The sequence below is a fragment of the Kitasatospora sp. NPDC056327 genome (assembly GCF_042261735.1).
Lineage (GTDB): Bacteria > Actinomycetota > Actinomycetes > Streptomycetales > Streptomycetaceae > Kitasatospora.
The window spans coordinates 78,827-94,868 of record NZ_JBHJRC010000003.1; the positions used below are offsets into that span (position 1 = coordinate 78,827).

The 16,042-nt window shown below is 76.1% G+C and carries 15 protein-coding genes; 13 read left to right on the forward strand and 2 right to left on the reverse strand.

Annotated features, from left to right (window positions below):
* Window positions 1-134 precede the first annotated feature (134 nt).
* The 9 genes from ACFCX4_RS00870 to ACFCX4_RS00910 all read left to right on the forward strand — a co-directional run bounded on the left by ACFCX4_RS00870 (window position 135) and on the right by ACFCX4_RS00910 (window position 10,226).
* Window positions 135-1,004 (forward strand): hypothetical protein, encoded by an 870-nt coding sequence (locus tag ACFCX4_RS00870; protein ID WP_376137726.1) that lies wholly within the window; start codon window positions 135-137, stop codon window positions 1,002-1,004.
* Window positions 1,004-2,095: an NAD(P)H-dependent flavin oxidoreductase gene (locus ACFCX4_RS00875; protein WP_376137727.1), complete on the forward strand. Its 1,092-nt coding sequence runs from the start codon at window positions 1,004-1,006 to the stop codon at window positions 2,093-2,095. Before ACFCX4_RS00870 ends, ACFCX4_RS00875 begins: the two co-directional genes overlap by 1 nt.
* Before the next feature lie 10 nt (window positions 2,096-2,105).
* A complete protein-coding gene (locus ACFCX4_RS00880; protein WP_376137728.1) occupies window positions 2,106-2,351 on the forward strand; it encodes an acyl carrier protein in 246 nt (81 codons plus the stop codon).
* Between the two features lie 11 nt (window positions 2,352-2,362).
* Entirely contained in the window at window positions 2,363-4,258 is a 1,896-nt protein-coding gene (locus ACFCX4_RS00885) for an ABC transporter ATP-binding protein (protein ID WP_376137729.1), read from the forward strand.
* A complete protein-coding gene (locus ACFCX4_RS00890; protein WP_376137730.1) occupies window positions 4,255-6,039 on the forward strand; it encodes an ABC transporter ATP-binding protein in 1,785 nt (594 codons plus the stop codon). Before ACFCX4_RS00885 ends, ACFCX4_RS00890 begins: the two co-directional genes overlap by 4 nt.
* A gap of 65 nt (window positions 6,040-6,104) precedes the next feature.
* Window positions 6,105-6,407, forward strand: a complete 303-nt coding sequence (locus ACFCX4_RS00895) for a hypothetical protein (RefSeq protein ID WP_376137731.1) — start codon at window positions 6,105-6,107, stop codon at window positions 6,405-6,407.
* A 34-nt stretch (window positions 6,408-6,441) separates the two neighbouring features.
* Window positions 6,442-7,578: an FAD-dependent monooxygenase gene (locus tag ACFCX4_RS00900; protein WP_376137732.1), complete on the forward strand. Its 1,137-nt coding sequence runs from the start codon at window positions 6,442-6,444 to the stop codon at window positions 7,576-7,578.
* 54 nt (window positions 7,579-7,632) lie between these two features.
* Complete coding sequence (locus ACFCX4_RS00905; protein ID WP_376137733.1) at window positions 7,633-9,306, forward strand: amino acid adenylation domain-containing protein; 1,674 nt, start codon at window positions 7,633-7,635, stop codon at window positions 9,304-9,306.
* Window positions 9,303-10,226, forward strand: coding sequence for a hypothetical protein (locus ACFCX4_RS00910; RefSeq protein WP_376137734.1), 924 nt, complete (start codon window positions 9,303-9,305; stop codon window positions 10,224-10,226). The genes ACFCX4_RS00905 and ACFCX4_RS00910 overlap by 4 nt, the downstream gene beginning before the upstream one ends.
* A 55-nt stretch (window positions 10,227-10,281) precedes the next feature.
* On the opposite strand, the gene ACFCX4_RS00915 is transcribed toward ACFCX4_RS00910, so the two are convergent.
* Complete coding sequence (locus ACFCX4_RS00915; RefSeq protein WP_376137735.1) at window positions 10,282-11,196, reverse strand: alpha/beta fold hydrolase; 915 nt, start codon at window positions 11,194-11,196, stop codon at window positions 10,282-10,284.
* Between the two features lie 144 nt (window positions 11,197-11,340).
* Window positions 11,341-12,465: a non-hydrolyzing UDP-N-acetylglucosamine 2-epimerase gene (gene wecB / locus ACFCX4_RS00920; RefSeq protein ID WP_376137736.1), complete on the reverse strand. Its 1,125-nt coding sequence runs from the start codon at window positions 12,463-12,465 to the stop codon at window positions 11,341-11,343.
* 412 nt (window positions 12,466-12,877) lie between these two features.
* Between wecB and ACFCX4_RS00925 the strand changes: the two genes are divergently transcribed.
* From ACFCX4_RS00925 to ACFCX4_RS00940, 4 genes are all read left to right on the forward strand, one after another.
* The gene (locus ACFCX4_RS00925; protein ID WP_376137737.1) at window positions 12,878-13,042 is read left to right on the forward strand and encodes a hypothetical protein; all 165 of its coding nucleotides are present in this window, start codon (window positions 12,878-12,880) and stop codon (window positions 13,040-13,042) included.
* A 6-nt stretch (window positions 13,043-13,048) separates the two neighbouring features.
* Window positions 13,049-13,669, forward strand: a complete 621-nt coding sequence (locus tag ACFCX4_RS00930) for an archaeosortase/exosortase family protein (RefSeq protein ID WP_376137739.1) — start codon at window positions 13,049-13,051, stop codon at window positions 13,667-13,669.
* Window positions 13,666-15,063 (forward strand): glycosyltransferase, encoded by a 1,398-nt coding sequence (locus ACFCX4_RS00935; protein WP_376137740.1) that lies wholly within the window; start codon window positions 13,666-13,668, stop codon window positions 15,061-15,063. The genes ACFCX4_RS00930 and ACFCX4_RS00935 overlap by 4 nt, the downstream gene beginning before the upstream one ends.
* Window positions 15,064-15,165: 102 nt before the next feature.
* Window positions 15,166-15,909 carry a choice-of-anchor P family protein gene (locus tag ACFCX4_RS00940; RefSeq protein WP_376137741.1) on the forward strand — a complete coding sequence of 248 codons (744 nt, stop codon included), beginning with the start codon at window positions 15,166-15,168 and terminating at the stop codon, window positions 15,907-15,909.
* Window positions 15,910-16,042: the final 133 nt, after the last annotated feature.

Consider the following 16,042-nt stretch of genomic DNA (forward strand, 5'->3'; position numbering starts at 1 on the left):
GGGGCCCGTGCCCGCCCGGGCCCCGGACCGCCGGTCCCGGCCGGCCGCTCCCGAGCGTGCCCCGGACCGCGGTCACCTGGCCCCACCCCTCTCCAACGTCCCCTGCCCGCCGCCCCGGAGGAGTCCTCGCCGCCATGTCCGACACCGCACTCGCCCCCGTCCTGCGGGACCCCGGCCCCGGGCTGGTCGTCCTGGAGCCCGACCGCGCCCGGCTGTTCCAGGAACTCGACGCCCTCTTCACCGGCATCGCCGACCGGCTCGCCGGCCGCCCGGTCCTGGGCCCGGCGCTGCTGCCCGCCGAGGGCCTCGCCCGCCTCGACTACTTCCGCAACTTCCCGCACCTGGGCATCGCCGCCGCCCGGTTCGGCGAGGAGACGATCGAGCGGCTGTCCGGCGGCCTCGCCCCGCAGGACCTCGGCCCCGGCGACACGGCGCCCACCGGCTACATGCTGCCCTCCGCCACCTGCTACGGCCTGCTGCTCGCCCTGGAGGGCGCCGAGGTCGGCCCGGGCCTGCGGCTGACCGCGGTGGGCCGCTGCTTCCGCAACGAGACCCACTACGAGGGCCTGCGCAGGCTCTGGGGCTTCCACATGCGCGAGGTGCTCTACGTGGGCACCCGGGACGGCGCCGCCGAGCACCTGGCCCGTTCCAGGGAGCTGATCCTCGCCCTGGCCGGCGAACTCGGCCTCGAACTCGGCTACGAGCCCGCCAACGACCCCTTCTTCGACAAGGACGGCCCGCGCGCCAGGCTGACCCGGCTCGACCCGGTGAAGCACGAGTTCACCGCCCCGGACGGCACGGCCATCGCCTCGGTCAACCGGCACCGCAACTTCTTCGGCGAGCGCCTCGCGCTGACCTCGGACGGCGCCACCGCGCACAGCACCTGCACCGCGTTCGGCGTCGAACGCTGGGTGCACGCGATGCTGCTGGCGCACGGCGACGCCGGCCGGGCCCTGGAGCGGGTGGCGGCCGTGCGGGCGGCGCGCGCCGGCGACCGGGCCTGATGGAGCCGCCCGCCCCCGCCGACGCCCGGCTGGCGATCGGGGCGCGCGCGCTCGGCGTGCGCTTCCCGCTGGTGCAGGCGGGCATGGGCGGGGTCGCCGGCCCGCGGCTGGCCGCCGCGGTGAGCGGGGCCGGGGCGCTCGGCACCGTCGCGCTCTACCGGAGCCCGCCGGCCGGCTGCGCCCGGCTGGTGACCCGGACCGCGGAGCTGACCGACCGCCCGTTCGCGGTCGGCTTCGTCCCCGAGGTGGCCGGCCCGCTGCTGGCGGAGCAGCTGGCCGCCGTCCTGGCAGCCGCCGACCGGCCGCTGACGTTCACCAGCTTCGGGCCGCCGACGGCCGCCTTCGCGGCCGGTGCGCGGGCGGGCGGGCACCGGCTCCTCGTCCAGGTCGGCTCCCTCGCGGAGGCCCGGACGGCGCTGCGGCTCGGTGCCGACGTGCTGGCGCTGCAGGGAGAGGAGGCCGGCGGCCGGCACCTGGGCGGGACGGCCGTCCGGCGCCTGCTGGCCGAGACGGTCGCCGCCGCGCCCGGGGTGCCGCTGCTGGTCGCGGGCGGTCTGCACGACGGCCGCCAGCTGCGGGCGGCGGCGGCCGCGGGCGCGCACGGCGCGGTGGCGGGCACGCTGTTCGCCGCCGCCGCCGAGTCGGACGCCCACCCCGACTACCGCCGCGCCCTGGTGACCGCCGGGCCGGGCGCGACGGTGGTCACCGACCGGTTCGCCCTCGGCTGGCCCGGTCGCCGCCACCGGGTGCTTGCCGGGCCGGTCACCGACGCGGAGCGGCCGCCGCCCGCGGCGGTCATCGGCTGGCTCGTCCAGGACGGCGTCCGCCACCCCGTGCCGCGCGGGGCCGCGACCGTCCCCACCGTCCGGGTCGAGGGCGCCGTGGGGGAGATGGCCCGCTACGCCGGGACCGGCAGCGCCGCGATCCGCGCGGTGCTGCCCGCCGCCCGGCTGGTCGACCGCCTGCGGGCCGAGGCCGCCGCGGACGCCCCGGCCCGCCCCGTTCCCGGCACCGCCGCCCGAACCCTTTCCGACTCCCCACCCGACTTCCCACCCGTCTTCCCACCCGATTTCCCGCCCGTCTCCCAGTGAGGACCGCACCATGCAGCGCATCACCGAGTGGATCGAGCAGAAGAACCCGGACCTGCGGGAGGAGATCCTGCCGGACACCGACCTCATCGAGGCCCGGCTGATCAACTCGCTCGACTTCCTGGAGTTCATCTACCTGCTGGAGCAGGTCTCCGGCCGCTCCGTCGACCTCGACCGGGTCACCGTCGACGACTTCCGCTCGCTCGACCGGATCCGCGAGGTCTTCCTCACCGGTCCCGCGACGACCACCACCGGCTGAGACGAGGAACCGTGCAGACGACTTCCCCCCTGGGCGGCTACCTCGCCCGGCGGGCCCACCGCTGGGTGCCGGTGCTGCGGCTGCTGCCCCGGGCCGGCCGCGCGACGGTGGCGGCCGCGGTGGTGTTCAACACCGCGATCGGACTGCTCCCGCTCGGCTTCGTGTACGGGATGAGCCTCGCGCTCGACCGGGTGCCGCAGGTGGTGGCCCAGACCGGCGGCTGGGGCCGGGTGGTGGCGGCCTTCGGCCTGGCGATCGGCGCGTTCGTGCTCCAGCAGCTCCTCGCGCCGTTCCAGCTCGCGCTGAGCGAGACGGTCGCCCGCCGGGTGGACGGCTACTGCGTGCGCCGGCTGATGGCCCGCTCGCTGACCGGCGCACCGCTGGCCGCCCTGGAGGAACAGGCCTGCCTCGACCTCCTCAGCGACACCAGGACGGCCTTCGACCGGATCACCTCGACCCCGGGCGACGCCGTGGCCGGCACCCTGTCGCTGATCGCCCGCTACACCCAACTGCTCGGTGCCGCGGTCATGGTGGCCGTCGTGCTGAGCCCCTGGGCGGGCTTCCTGGCGCTGCTCACCGCGCTGGTCGTCCGGTTCGGCCAGCGGGGTTCGCTCGGGCGGTTCGCCGGGCTCTGGAAGGGCCTGGCGGGCGCCCGCCGGGAGGTCGACTACCTGCGGACCACCGGCGCCGGCACGGCGGCGGCCAAGGAGATCCGGATCCTCGGCCTGAACGGCTGGTTCACCGCCCGGCACGCCGCGGAGAGCGGCCGCTACCTCGCCCGGCTCTGGGAGGGCCGCCGGCGGATCCTGTTCCGGCCGTTCGTCGGTTTCACCCTGGCCGGCCTGGCCGGCGGCGCCATGGTGCTCCGTGAACTGGCCGACGCGGCCGGGCACGGCCGGCTGGACCTGCTCGCGCTGGCGGTCGCGCTCCAGGCGGTGCTGATCCCGATGCGCTTCGGCGTGTACTTCCCGGAGAGCGACACCAAGACCCAGTTCGGCGTGCAGGCCTACCACGCGCTGCTGGAGTTCGAGGAGCTGACGGCCGGTCCGGCCGGCGGCCGCACCGGCGGCGCGGCGCTGCCCGCGGCCGGGCCCGAACGGGCGGTCCGCTTCGAACGGGTCGGCTTCCACTACGGCGGCTCCGGCCCCGCCGTGCTGGACGGGCTGGAGCTGGAGCTGGAGGCCGGCCGCTCCACCGCGATCGTCGGCTTCAACGGCGCCGGCAAGACCACCCTGGTCAAGGTGCTCACCGGTCTGTACGCGCCGGTGTCCGGCCGCCTCACGGTGGACGGCACCGACCTCGCGACGGTGGACCCCCGGGAGTGGCAGCGCCGGATCGGCGCGATCTTCCAGGACTACGTCCGCTACGAGCTGACCGCCCGGGAGAACATCGTGCTGGGCGCCCCCGGCGTGCTCGACGGGGAGGCCTCCCGCGCCGCCGTCGAGCGGGCGGTGGACCGGGCCGGGGCCCGCGCGCTGGTCGAGGCCCTGCCGCGCGGCCTGGAGACGGTGCTCTCCCAGCAGTACGAGGGAGGCCAGGACCTCTCCGGCGGCCAGTGGCAGCGCCTCGCCCTCGCCCGGGCGCTCTACGCGGTGGAGGCCGGCGCCCGGCTGCTCGTCCTGGACGAGCCCACCGCCCAGCTGGACGTCCGCGCCGAGGTGGACTTCTTCGACCGCTTCCTCTCCACCACCGCCGGACTCACCAGCGTGATCATCTCGCACCGGTTCTCCACCGTGCGGCGGGCCGACCGGATCGTGGTGCTGGAGGCCGGCCGGGTGGCCGAACAGGGCGGTCACGACGAGCTGATGGCGGCCGGTGGCCGGTACGCCGAACTGTTCCGCCTCCAGGCCCGGCGCTTCGAGGACCCGCAGACCGAACCCGAGTCCCTGGTGGAGGCGGCGCAGTGAAGACCCTGGCCCGTACCGCGGTCCTGTTGCTCTCGATGGCCCTGCGCGGCAGCCGCGGCCGGCTCTACGGCTCGGTGGCCCTGCTGCTGCTCGGCTACCTGGCCACCCCCGGCATCGCCCTGCTGCTGCGCCGGTTCACCGACGCCGCGCTGGCCGGGCACGCCGGGACGGCCGGCACCCTCGCGCTGGCCGCGGTGGTGCTGCTGCTCGCGGAGCTGATGTGCGGCCACTTCGCGCACCTGCTCTACTTCGAGCTCGGCGAGCTGGAGGAGTCCGCGCTCCAGGAGGAGCTGCTGACCCTGTCCAACGGCACCCACGGGCTGGAGAACCACGACAGCCCCGGGTTCGCCGACACCCTGGTGCTGATCCGGGAGGACCTGCCGAGGACCAGGGCCGCGCTGGAGGCGCTGCTCCAGCTCGGCGGCCTCACCCTGCAGATCCTGCTCAGCACGGCGATCCTCGCCACCCTGAGCCCGTGGATGGTGCTGCTGCCGCTGGCCGCCGTGCCGCCGGTGGTCCTCGGGCGGCGCGCCCAGGGCCTGGTCGAGCGCGCCAAGGAACAGGCCGCGCCGCGGATCCGGCTCAGCCGGCACCTGCTGTCGCTGGCCACCACCGCGGCCTCGGTCAAGGAACTCCGGCTGTGCGGCACCGAGACCGAACTGCTCGCCCGCCACCGGGCCGGCTGGGACGCCACCACGGCCGTCCTGCGGCGGGCCCACCTCCGGGCCGCCGCCCTGCGCGCGGCCGGACAGGCGGTCTTCGCCGGCGCCTACGGCGCGGTCGTCCTGCTGATCCTCTGGCAGGCCGCGCACGGCCGGGCCGGGCTGGGCGACGTCGTCCTGGTGATCACGCTCGCCGCCCAGGTCAGCGTGCAGGTGGCCGGGGCGCTCGGCCTGCTGACGGTGCTGCAGGGCGCGGGCCGGATCGCCGAGCGGATGGCGGACCTGCGCCGCTGGTCGGCGGAGATGGTCCGGCCCGGGGGAGAGCGGCCGGCCCCGGTCGTGCTGGAGGACGGCATCCGCTTCGAGAACGTCAGCTTCGGCTACCCCGGCAGCGACCGCAAGGTGCTGGACGGCGTCGACCTGTTCGTTCCGGCCGGCCGCACCGTCGCGCTGGTCGGCGAGAACGGTGCGGGCAAGAGCACCGTGGTCAAACTCCTCTGCGGCCTCTACCGGCCCACCGGCGGCCGCATCCTGGTCGACGGGGTCGACCTCCGGGAGCTCTCCGCGGAGCAGTGGTCCCGGCGGATCGCCCCGCTGTTCCAGGACTTCGCCCGGCTCGAACTCCTGCTGCGCGAGAACGTCGGCATCGGGGACCTGGAGTCGGTCGGCGACGACGCCGCGCTGGGCGGGGCGCTGGCCCGGGCACGCGCGGAGCGGATCGTCGAACGCGTCCCCGGCGGGCTCGACGGCCTGCTCGGCCGGGGTTACGGGGACGGCGCGGAACTGTCCGGCGGCCAGTGGCAGACCCTGGGCCTGGCCCGCTGCCTGGTGCGCCGGGACCCGCTGCTGATGCTGCTCGACGAGCCCGCCTCCGCCCTCGACGCGGCGGCCGAGAACAGCCTGTTCGAGCGCTTCGGCGACGAGGCCGCGCTGGCCGCCCGGAAGCGCGGGGCCGTCACCCTCTTCGTCTCGCACCGGTTCTCCACCGTCCGGACGGCCGACCTCATCGTCGTCCTGGAGCACGGCCGGGTCCTGGAGAGCGGCAGCCACGACGAGCTGATGGCCAACGACCTGACCTACCGCGAGCTGTTCGACCTGCAGGCCCGCGCCTACCGCTGAACCCGGCCCGCCGGGCCGGCCCCGTCCCGCCGCGCGCACCGCCCCCACCCCGAAGGAGCACCCGGATGACCCGCGAACAGTTCTACGAGAAGTTCATCGCCCTGCTGCAGGAGGTCAAGCCCTACCCCGGCGAGGACCCGCGGCCCACCAGCCGGCTCTGGGAGGAGGGCTACGTCGACTCGCTCGCCCTGCTCGACATCGTCGCCTTCCTGGAGGACCTGGTCGGCCGCGAGATCGACCTGAGCGGCGACGCCATCACCAACTTCTACAACATGAGGGCCATGTACGACGGCTACCTCCTCGACCGCGACGGGGAGCCGGCGCCCGCCGGAGCGCAGGACCGGGCCCAGGACCGGGACGGCGCGTGACCGCCCCCACCGTTCGCTCGGAAGGAGAACCTCCATGCACGCGGACGCCCTCGTGGTCGGCGCCGGCATCGCGGGACTGACCACCGCGGCCCGGCTGCTCCGGCTCGGGCTCCGGGTCGACGTCGTGGACCGCGCCGACGCCGTCCAGGCCGCCGGCGCCGGAATCATGCTCCACCCCAACGCCCTGGCCCACCTCGACCACCTCGGACCCGGGCTGTACCGGGCCGGCCACCCGATCGCCCGTCAGGTCACCACCGACCCCGACGGCACCGCGGCCGTGCTCGACTGGGCCGCCGTCTGGGGCGGCGACCGGCTTCCGCTGGCGATCCGCCGCCGGACGCTGTCCGACCTGATGCTGGACCACCTGCCGCCGGACACGGTCCGCTGGTCCACCGAGCCCACCGCGCTCACCCCGGCCGCGGACCACGTCGACGTCGCCTTCGCCGACGGCGGGACCGGGCGCTACGGCGTGGTGCTCGGTGCCGACGGGATCAACTCCTGGACCAGGCAGTACGTCGACCCGGAGGCGGCGCCGCACTACCTCGGCCACCTCTACTGGCGCACCACCGTCCGGGGTGCGCCGCCGTTCGACTTCGACGACTGGCGGATCTGGCGCTCGGGGGGCCACTTCTTCGGCGGCATGCCGATCGGGGGCGGGCGCTACCACGTCTTCCTCCAGGCCGGACTGGCCGACCTCCGCAGGGTCGCGCCGGAGCGGGCCTACCGGGAGATGGCCGCGATCGCCGCCGGCATGGGCCCGGCCGTGCACGGCCTGGTCCGCTCCCTGGACCCGCTGGACACCTACAACGTGCGCCCCGCCCAGGGCCTGTCCGTCGGCCGCTGGGCTGCGGGCCGGGTGGCGCTGGTCGGCGACGCCGCGCACTCCTTCTCGCCCGCCACCACCCAGGGCGGTGCGATGGCGATCGAGGACACCTCGGTCCTGGCCGACGAACTGGCCCGGCACGGCGTCGGACCGCGCGCGCTCGCCGCCTACCAGGAGCGCCGCCGGCCCCGGGTCCGGGACTTCGCCCGGCTGGCCCGGCTGCACGGGGTGCTGTCCTCCGCCGTCCAGGCCAACCTCACCCCGGGACGCCCGGCCGGCGACGGCACCCCCCAGGGCTCGGCGGCCTGGTTCCGCCGGCTCTACCGCCCGTTGATGGAAGCGGCCTGAGCGGCCCCGGCAGGACAGGAGAGACACACCCATGACCGGACAGGAGACCTCCCGATGAGCGGCAGCCGGACCCCGGGGCCGACCACCCTCGCCGGACCGGTGCGCCCGGTCGCCGCCGACAGCGTCGTCGGCCTGGTCCACCGGCACGCCCGGGAACGGCCGGACGCCCCCGCCCTGATCCACGGCCCGGAGACCTGGAGCTTCGGCCGGCTCTGGCGGCGCACCCTGGAACTCGCCGCGGGCCTCGCCGAGGCCGGTGTCACCGAGGGCGGCCGGGTGGTGCTCTGGGCGGACCGTTCGCCCTCGGTCGTCGCCGCCGCGCTCGCGGTGATGGCGCTGCGCGCCGCGTACGTGCCGGTCGACCCGGCCTTCCCCGCCCAGCGGGTGGAGGCCGTGGTGGCCGGCTCCGACCCGGTGCTGCTGCTGCACGACGGCGCCGCCGACACGATCCAGCCGCCGCCGCTGCCGGTGGCCCGGCTGGACGTCGCCGAGCTGCCCGCGCCGCGCGCCGTCCCGCTCCCGGAGCCGCCGAGGGCCGGTGACATCGCCTACGTCATCTTCACCTCCGGCTCCACCGGCGTTCCCAAGGGCGTCCTGGTCGAGCACGGCTCGCTGGTCAACTACGCCCTGTGGTGCGCCGCGATGACCGGCCTCGCGGACGGCGCCGCGGGCCCCGGCGAGGGCGGCAGCCCGCTGTTCGGCAGCCTCGGCTTCGACCACGCCGTCACCTCGCTCTGGCCCGCGCTGGCCGTGGGCCGGCCGGTCACCCTGTTGGCCGGGGTGTGGGACCAGCGGACCCTGTTCGCGGCGCGCCCCCGGCCGTACACCCTGCTCAAGGTGACGCCGTCCCACCTGCGCTTCTTCGAACGGACCGCCCGGCCCGCCTACCACGGGGCGACCCGGCTGCTGATGTTCGGCGGCGAGGCGCTCGACCCCGCGCTGATCGCCTCGGCGGGCGAACGCCTCGCCGGGGTCCGGCTGATGAACCACTACGGACCGACCGAGGCCACCGTCGGCTGCTGCTTCAACGAGTTCGACCCGGAGGCCGTGCGCGGACTGCCGAGCGTGCCGATCGGGCGGCCGATCTGGAACACCCGCGCCTACCTGGTGGACGAGCAACTGCGCCCGGCCCGCCCCGGCCGTCCGGCCGAACTGGTGATCGCGGGGGCCGGGGTGGCCGCCGGCTACCTGGGCCGCCCGGCCGGGGACCCGTTCCTCGACGAGGCCGAACTCGGCGGCCCGGCCGGCCGTGCCTACCGGACCGGTGACCGGGTGGAGCTGCTGCCCGACGGCACCCTGCTCTACCTCGGCCGGGCGGACAGCCAGCTCAAGGTCAGCGGCTACCGGGTGGAGCTCGGGGAGCTGCGCCGGCACGCCCTCGCGGTGCCCGGGGTCGGCGACGTCGCCTTCGACATCGTCGCGGGCGCGGTCGAGAGCCTGGAGGCGTACCTGGTCCTGGACGGCGCCGGCGCCGTCCGGACGGACGGGGAGACGGCCGTGCGGGAGGTCCGCCGGGCGCTCGCGGCGGCGCTGCCGCCCGCCCTGGTGCCGCGCCGGGTCCTGGCCGTTCCCGAGCTGGTGCTCAACGTCAACGGCAAGTGCGACATCGCGGCGACCCGGGCCGCCGCAGCGCGGGCCGGTGCCGCACCGGGTCCCGTCCCGCCGGGTTCCGCCGTCCCGCCCCCGCCCGGACCCTCCCTTCCCAGCCCCTCCGAGGAGCGCGTGTGAACACCGACGCCAGGCCCGTCGTCCACCTCTCGGGCATCGCGGTCGAGTGGGGCGGCCGGGTGCCGATCGCCGCGCTCGACGACCCCTCGGTCGCCGCCGAACTGGAGAACCTGCACGCCGGCGGTCTGCGGCACTGCCGGGTCGCCGCGCAGGACGTGGTGGAACTCGCCACCGCCGCGGCCCGCGGCAGCCTGGCCGCCGCCGGCCTCACGTCCGTCGACGCCGTCGTGCACGCCACCGACTCCCCCTACCGGGAGACCGCCACCAAGGACGGCTGGGCGTTGCTGGCCGGCGCCGGGGTGCCCGCGGCGCCGGGCGTCGCGGTCGGCGGCAGCGCCTCCGCCAACCTCGCCGCCGCCCTGCGGGTGGCCACCGGACTGCTGACCGCCGAGCGGCTCGACACGGTGCTGCTGGTCAGCGCCGACCGGATCACCGGCGGGCCGCGCTACCAGCCGGTCGGCGTCACCGTGCTCAGCGACGGCGCCGCCTCCTGCCTGATCGGCCGCCGCCCGTACGGCCCGGGGTACCGGGTGCTGGGGAGTTCGACCGTGGTCCGGGCCGACGCGGTGGAGGTGAGCAACTCCCTCAAGGCCGCCAACCTGGTCAAGGTCGGGGTCACCGAGGCCCTCCGGCGGCTGAACGGGCAACTGCCGGATCCCGGGCGCGGCTTCCGGCACCTGATCACCGGCAACTACAGCCTGGCGACCAGGACCTTCCTCTCCCGGCTGTGCGGGATCGAGCTCTCGGCGGTCCACACCCCGGAGGTGGCGGAGGTCGGGCACGGGTTCTCGGCGGACCTGCTGTCCGGTCTGGCGTCGCTGCGGGAACAGGGGCCGGCCGGGCCCGGTGACCGGGTACTGGTGCTCGCCACCAGTCCGCGCTCCTGGTCGCTGATCGCGCTGGAGCACACCGACGGGTGAGCGGTGGTGGGCCCGGACGGGTGTCCGGGCCCACCTGCTGTGCGTGGTACGGCCATTACGCCGTCCCGGCGCCGGCCCGGTCCCATCCGGCCGTCTCCGTCCCGGCCCGGTCCGTCCCGAGGAAGGCGCGGACCACCGAGACGAAGCGCTCCGGCTCCTCCACCCACGGCCGGTGGCCGGACCGGGCGAACACCTCCAGCCGGCTCCCGGGGTGGGCGTCCGCCGCCGCGCGGGCCGGGGCCGTCCCCACCATGCCGTCCGAGGCACCGGCCACCACCAGCACGGGAGTTCGCGCGGCGCCCAGCCGGGCGACCCGCTCGGCGAGGGCCGGTCCGTCGGCCGAGCCCGCGTAGAAGGCCTCGCGCAGCCACGGGTGGGCGCAGGCCCACGCGGCCGGGTACTCCGCCGCCCGGCGCTCCTCGGTCCACCGGTGCCAGAAGAACGGCAGCAGACGGCGCTGCAGGGCGGCGAGCTCCCCGGCCGGGAGGCCGCCGCGTGCCAGCAGCCGGTCCGCCTCCGCCGCGTCGGGGTACCAGGGTTCGGCGGAGCGTGCGGCCCGGATCCCGGCCAGCTCGGCCTCGTCGACCTCGCGCCCGGCCCGGCCGACCGGGGCGACCAGCACCGCGCGTCCGACCCGTCCGGGGAAGGCGGCCAGGTACTCCTGCGCGGTGAGGCAGCCGGCCGAGTGGGCCAGCAGGTCGAAGCGCTCCAGTCCCAGGTGGGTCCGGAGCGCCTCCAGGTCACGGGCCTGTTCGACGAAGGACACCGTCCCCCGGTCGTCCGGCACGCCGGAGCGCCCGGACGCCCTCGCGTCCACCGGTACCAGCCGGCGGTGGCGGTCCAGCCCGCCGAGGTTCCCCAGGTAGCGGAGGTCCATCCCCGGCCCGCCGGGCAGCACCACCAACGGCTCACCCTCGCCGGTCGGTTCGTACCAGATCGTGCAGTCGTCGTAGGAGGCGAGGCTAGGCATGATCGTCACCCTGACACGCCGGAGCCGCCCTTGTCACTAGCCGTCCCAGCCACCGGAAGCCCGCGCCCCGCGCCCCGCGGGCCGTCCCGGCCCCGGCCGCCCCTCCCCGTACGGCGGCGGGGCCGGGGCGGGCCGGGGCCGGGCTCAGCCGGCGCAGAGCAGGGAGGACCGGTCCCCGGCGAGGTAGCGGGCGCGGATGGTGGCGGCGATCTCCGCGCTCGCGGTCCCGCTGCCGTACGGGGAGGGGCGCCCGGAGAGCGCCTCGGCGGCCTCCGGGTGGGCCAGCAACTCCCGCAGCGCGACGTCGAGTTGCGGGCCCGGCCGGACCAACCGGGCGAAGCCCGCCCGGACCGCCTCGGGGCGTTCGGTGGAGTTGCGGACCACGATCAGCGGCCGCTTCAGGACCGTGCACTCCTCCTGGACACCGCCGGAGTCCGACACCAGCAGCCGGCAGCCGGCCGCCAGTGCGAGGAAGGCGGGGTGGTCGGCCGGTGGCACCGGCCGCAGCGCGGCGAGCGCGCCGGTGAGCCCGAACCGTTCGATCGCGGCACGGGTGCGCGGGTGCAGTGGCAGTACCACCGGCAGCTCCAGCGCCGCGAGTTGACCGAGGATGCGGCCGAGCCGGACGGGGTCGTCGGTGTTCTCGGGCCGGTGCAGGGTGGCGAGCAGGTAGCCGTCGGGCCGCAGCCCGTACCCGTCCAGCACGGCACGGGCCTCGACCGGTCCGGGCATCGACTCCAGGGTGGCCTCGACGACGGTGTTGCCGGTGACCAGCACCCGGTCCTCCTCGATGCCCTCGCGCAGCAGGTGGGCGGCGGCGGTGGCGGTCGGGGCGCAGTGCAGGTCGGCGAGCGGGGCGATGAGGCGGCGGTTGGCCTCCTCGGGCATGTCCGGGTCGAAGGAGCGCAGCCCGGCCTCGACGTGGACGACCGGCGCGCCCGCGCAGTGCGCGGCCAGCGCGCCGGCCGCGGCGGAGTTGGTGTCGCCCTGGACGACGACGGCGGCGGGCGGGTGGGCGGCGAAGTGGTCGCTGAGCGCGCTGACCATGCGGCCGATCTGGCGCCCCCTGGCCTCGCCGGCGACGCCGCTGAGGGTGGTGTGCGGGCGGGGGAGCGCGTACTGCCGGAAGAAGGCGGTGGTGAGACCGGGATCCCAGTGCTGACCGGTCCAGACGATGCGCGCGGAGTCCTCCAGGAGCCGCACGACGCCCGCGAGTTTGACGATTTCCGGTCGGGTGCCGAGAACCACGGCTATGTCGGCGGATGGCATTCGGGCTCCCTTGGCGGTGCAGGTGATCGAGTGATCGAACTACGCGTCACAACATGGAGGTTGCCGGTCGGATTCGGCAAGCCGTGCCGATCAGTGTCCCCCGAATGGGCGTATCCCCCGGGGTGCGCCACGCCGGTGACGCGCCGACGCCACGCCGTTCGCTCCATGGGCCGAAAGCATGGTGCGAGTACTGACCATCAAAAGTCGGATTTTCAGTCCATGATGTGCCAGCAGTACGGGAGTTCGACCAGCGGCGGGACGGCTGTCCGTTCGTCCCCCCCGTCAGCCGTTCCGACGTGCCCGGTTCCTGCTCGCACTTCCGAGCGGGCCGCTCCGAGGCTTCCACCGCTCTCCGCCGTGCGACAGCCCCCCCTTCTCGCATTCCCGTTCACCGACGAAAGGAATTCCCCTCATGTACGGACCCGTGGCCGGCGGTCTGCCGCCGGCGGCAGGCGGCGGCGCCCTCGCCGCCACCGGATCGGTGGGCCTGGGCGTCACCGTGACGGCCGCACTGGCCCTGGTACTGGTGGGCCTCGGTCTGCTGCGCCGCAGCAGGCTGCGCCGGGACGAGGACTGACCGGTCGTGACGAGATCCCTGTCGCAGCCGCTCGCGCCCCGCCCGCGCGCCGCCGCCCGGGCCGGGCGCCCGGCGGCGCGTTCCCCGGGCGGGACGCTGTGCGGGGCGGTGCTCCTCGGCGCGTGCCTCTCCCTGGTGGCCGGCGAACGCGCCTTCCGCTTCGCGGAGAGCCGCGGTACCGCATGGCTCGTCGAACACCTGCTGGGCCTGCGCACCCTGCTGCTGGCCGGGCCGACCGCCCCCGTCCTCTACGCCGGCGAAGGCACCGCCCTCGACCGGGGCGTGGCGGTGACCACCGGCTGCAGCAGCGCCCTGCTGATCGCCCCGCTCGTCCTGGTGACCGCACTGCTGCTGCTGTTCGGCAACCGCCGCCCCGGCCGGGTCCTGCTCGCCCTCGCGCTCGCCGCCGGGCTGGTCGTGGCCACCAACCTGACCCGTCTCACCCTCGTCCTGGCGATGCAGCACCGGTACGGGGACGAGGGGTTCGGCTGGACGCACGTCCTGTTCGGCTCCGTGCTGATGATGGCCGCCGCCCTCGCCGCGGCCCTCCTCTACCTCCGGCTGCTGCCCCGTGCCGTCACGGGTCCGGGCACGGCCGCCGATACCGGCGGGAGGACCGCACCGTGACCCTGCTCGACACCTCCGTCTCGCTCTCCTTCGTCCTGGGCGTCGGGTTCCTCGCCTACGTCGTCGTGATCGTGCGCGGCTACCTGCGGGACCGCCCCGCGCCGCCCGGCGACCCGGACGGCTTCGGCTGGCACTTCCTCGTGCCCTGCCGGGACGAGGAGGCCGTGATCACCACGACCCTCGACTACCTCGCCCGGCACTTCGCCGGCGCCACCGTCTGGGTCGTCGACGACGCCTCCGAGGACCGCACGGCGGAACTCGTCCGCGCCCACGCCGCCACCGCCCGGCCGCCCGGCGGGCTCACCGTGCACCTGGTGTCCCGGCGGCTGCCCGCGGCCCGGACCGGCAAGGGCGACGCGCTGAACGCCGGCTACCGGGCGTTGGAGGCCGCGCTGCCCGCCGGCACCGACCCCGATCGGGTGGTGGTCTGCGTGCTCGACGCCGACGGCCGTCCCTCGCCCGGCGCGTTCGCCGTCTGCGCCGGCCCGGACCTCTTCGGCGACCCCGGGACCGGAGCCGTCCAGGTCGAGGTGCGGATGTCCAACCGCGACGTGCCCCGGCCGCTGCCCGGCCGCGGGGCGTTCGCCAACCGGCGGGCCCGGCTGCTCGCCCGCCTCCAGGACATCGAGTTCCGCGGACCGATCTCCGCCATGCAGATCACCCGGCGCCGCACCGGCACCGTCAACGTCGGCGGCAACGGCCAGTTCACCCGGCTCTCGGCGCTGCGCTCGGTGGACCGCGGCGACGGGCGCCCGTGGGGCAGGGCCCTGCTGGAGGACTACGAGCTGGGCCTGCGCCTGATGCTGGCCGGCTGGCGCAACGGCTACACCACCGACGCCTGGGTCGACCAGGAGGCGCTGTGGAGCATGCGGCAGCTGGTCACCCAACGGGTGCGCTGGGCCCAGGGCTCGATGCAGTGCACCCGCTACCTGCGGGAGATCTGGGGCTCGCGCGCCTTCGGCACGGCGGGCTTCCTGGAGGTGCTCTACTTCATGAGCCAGCCGTGGCTGCAGCTCGTCGGCCTGGTGGTGTACACCGTGCCGATCGCGGCCTTCGGCTACAACCTGGTGCTCTACCCGGAGTTCGTGCTCGCCTTCCTGCGCCGGGGCGGCGCGCTGCTCCTGGCGCTCTACGTACTGCTGGGGGTCGGCGAGTTCGCCGTCTGGGGGCCGCTGTACCGGCGGCGCTGCGAACCGGGCGTCGGACGGCGCGCCGCGCTCGGTTACGGGCTCGCGCTGGCGGTGTACGCCGCCACCACCTACCTGGTGGCCGTCCGCGCGGCCTGCCGGCTGGTGACCCGCCGCAGCTTCTGGCAGAAGACGGCGCGCGTGGCCGTCACCCCGGCGGTCCCCGCTCCCGCCGCCCCGGCCGTCGCCGGCGAGCCCGCGGCATGAGGGCCCGCCCGCCGGCCCGGGGCCCGCCACCGCCCGCGAAGCACCGCCACCCGCACCGCGCCGTCCCCGCCCGTCCCCCTTCCCGCGAAAGGCACCACCCTCATGACCTCTCGTCGCACCCGGACCCGTCTCCTCGCCGCCGCCGCCCTCACCGCCGCGCTGGTCTGCGCGGCGGCCCCGGCCTGGGCCGCCCTCTCCGCACCGGAGGCCAAGGCCTACGTGGTGTCCGCCGACGCCCTCGCCGGCACGGTGGCCGTCGCCCCGACGCCCGCCTCCGCCTACCCCTCGGGCGGCACCGAGACCGTGCTCGGCATCCACGTCGGGCCCTTCGCCGGCGACTCGCTGCTCACCGCCACCACCTCCGGCGACCCGCAGGCCGGCACCTCGGGCGCCTCCGCCACGGTCGACTCGCTCGGCGTGGACCTCGGCGTCGCCACCGTCTCCCTCACCGGCGTCAACTCCACCTGCACCGCCACCCCGTCCGGCGCCACCGGATCCGGCGTCATCGCGGGCGGCAGCGTCAGGCTCCCGCTGCTCCCCGCGATCGACCTGCAGGCCGGGGCGGCGCCCAACACCGGCCTCGACGTCCCCGGCGTCGGCACCGTCCTGCTCAACGAGCAGACCACGGACGCCAACGGCATACGCTCCGTCAACGCCGTCCGGATCAGCCTGCTGCCGATCCTCAACGCCGCGGACGTCGTGATCGGCCACGCGGAGTGCGGCGGAGCCGAGCCCGCCGCGGCCGTGCCGATGATCGACCCCGAGGTCGCCGCCGTCGGCGGCGCGGCCGCGGTGGCGACCGCCGCCGTCCTCGTCCACCTCCGCCGCCGCCGGCACGCCGCCTGACCGGTGGCCGGCCGGTCACCGGTCCGCCGGCCGCCACCGCGCCGGGGCGTCCCGGGCCCGCCTCCGGGTCCGGGACGCCCTAGGGCGTCTCTTGTGGATCACTGCCGGGCCCGCGGCGTTGGGGCACGCACCT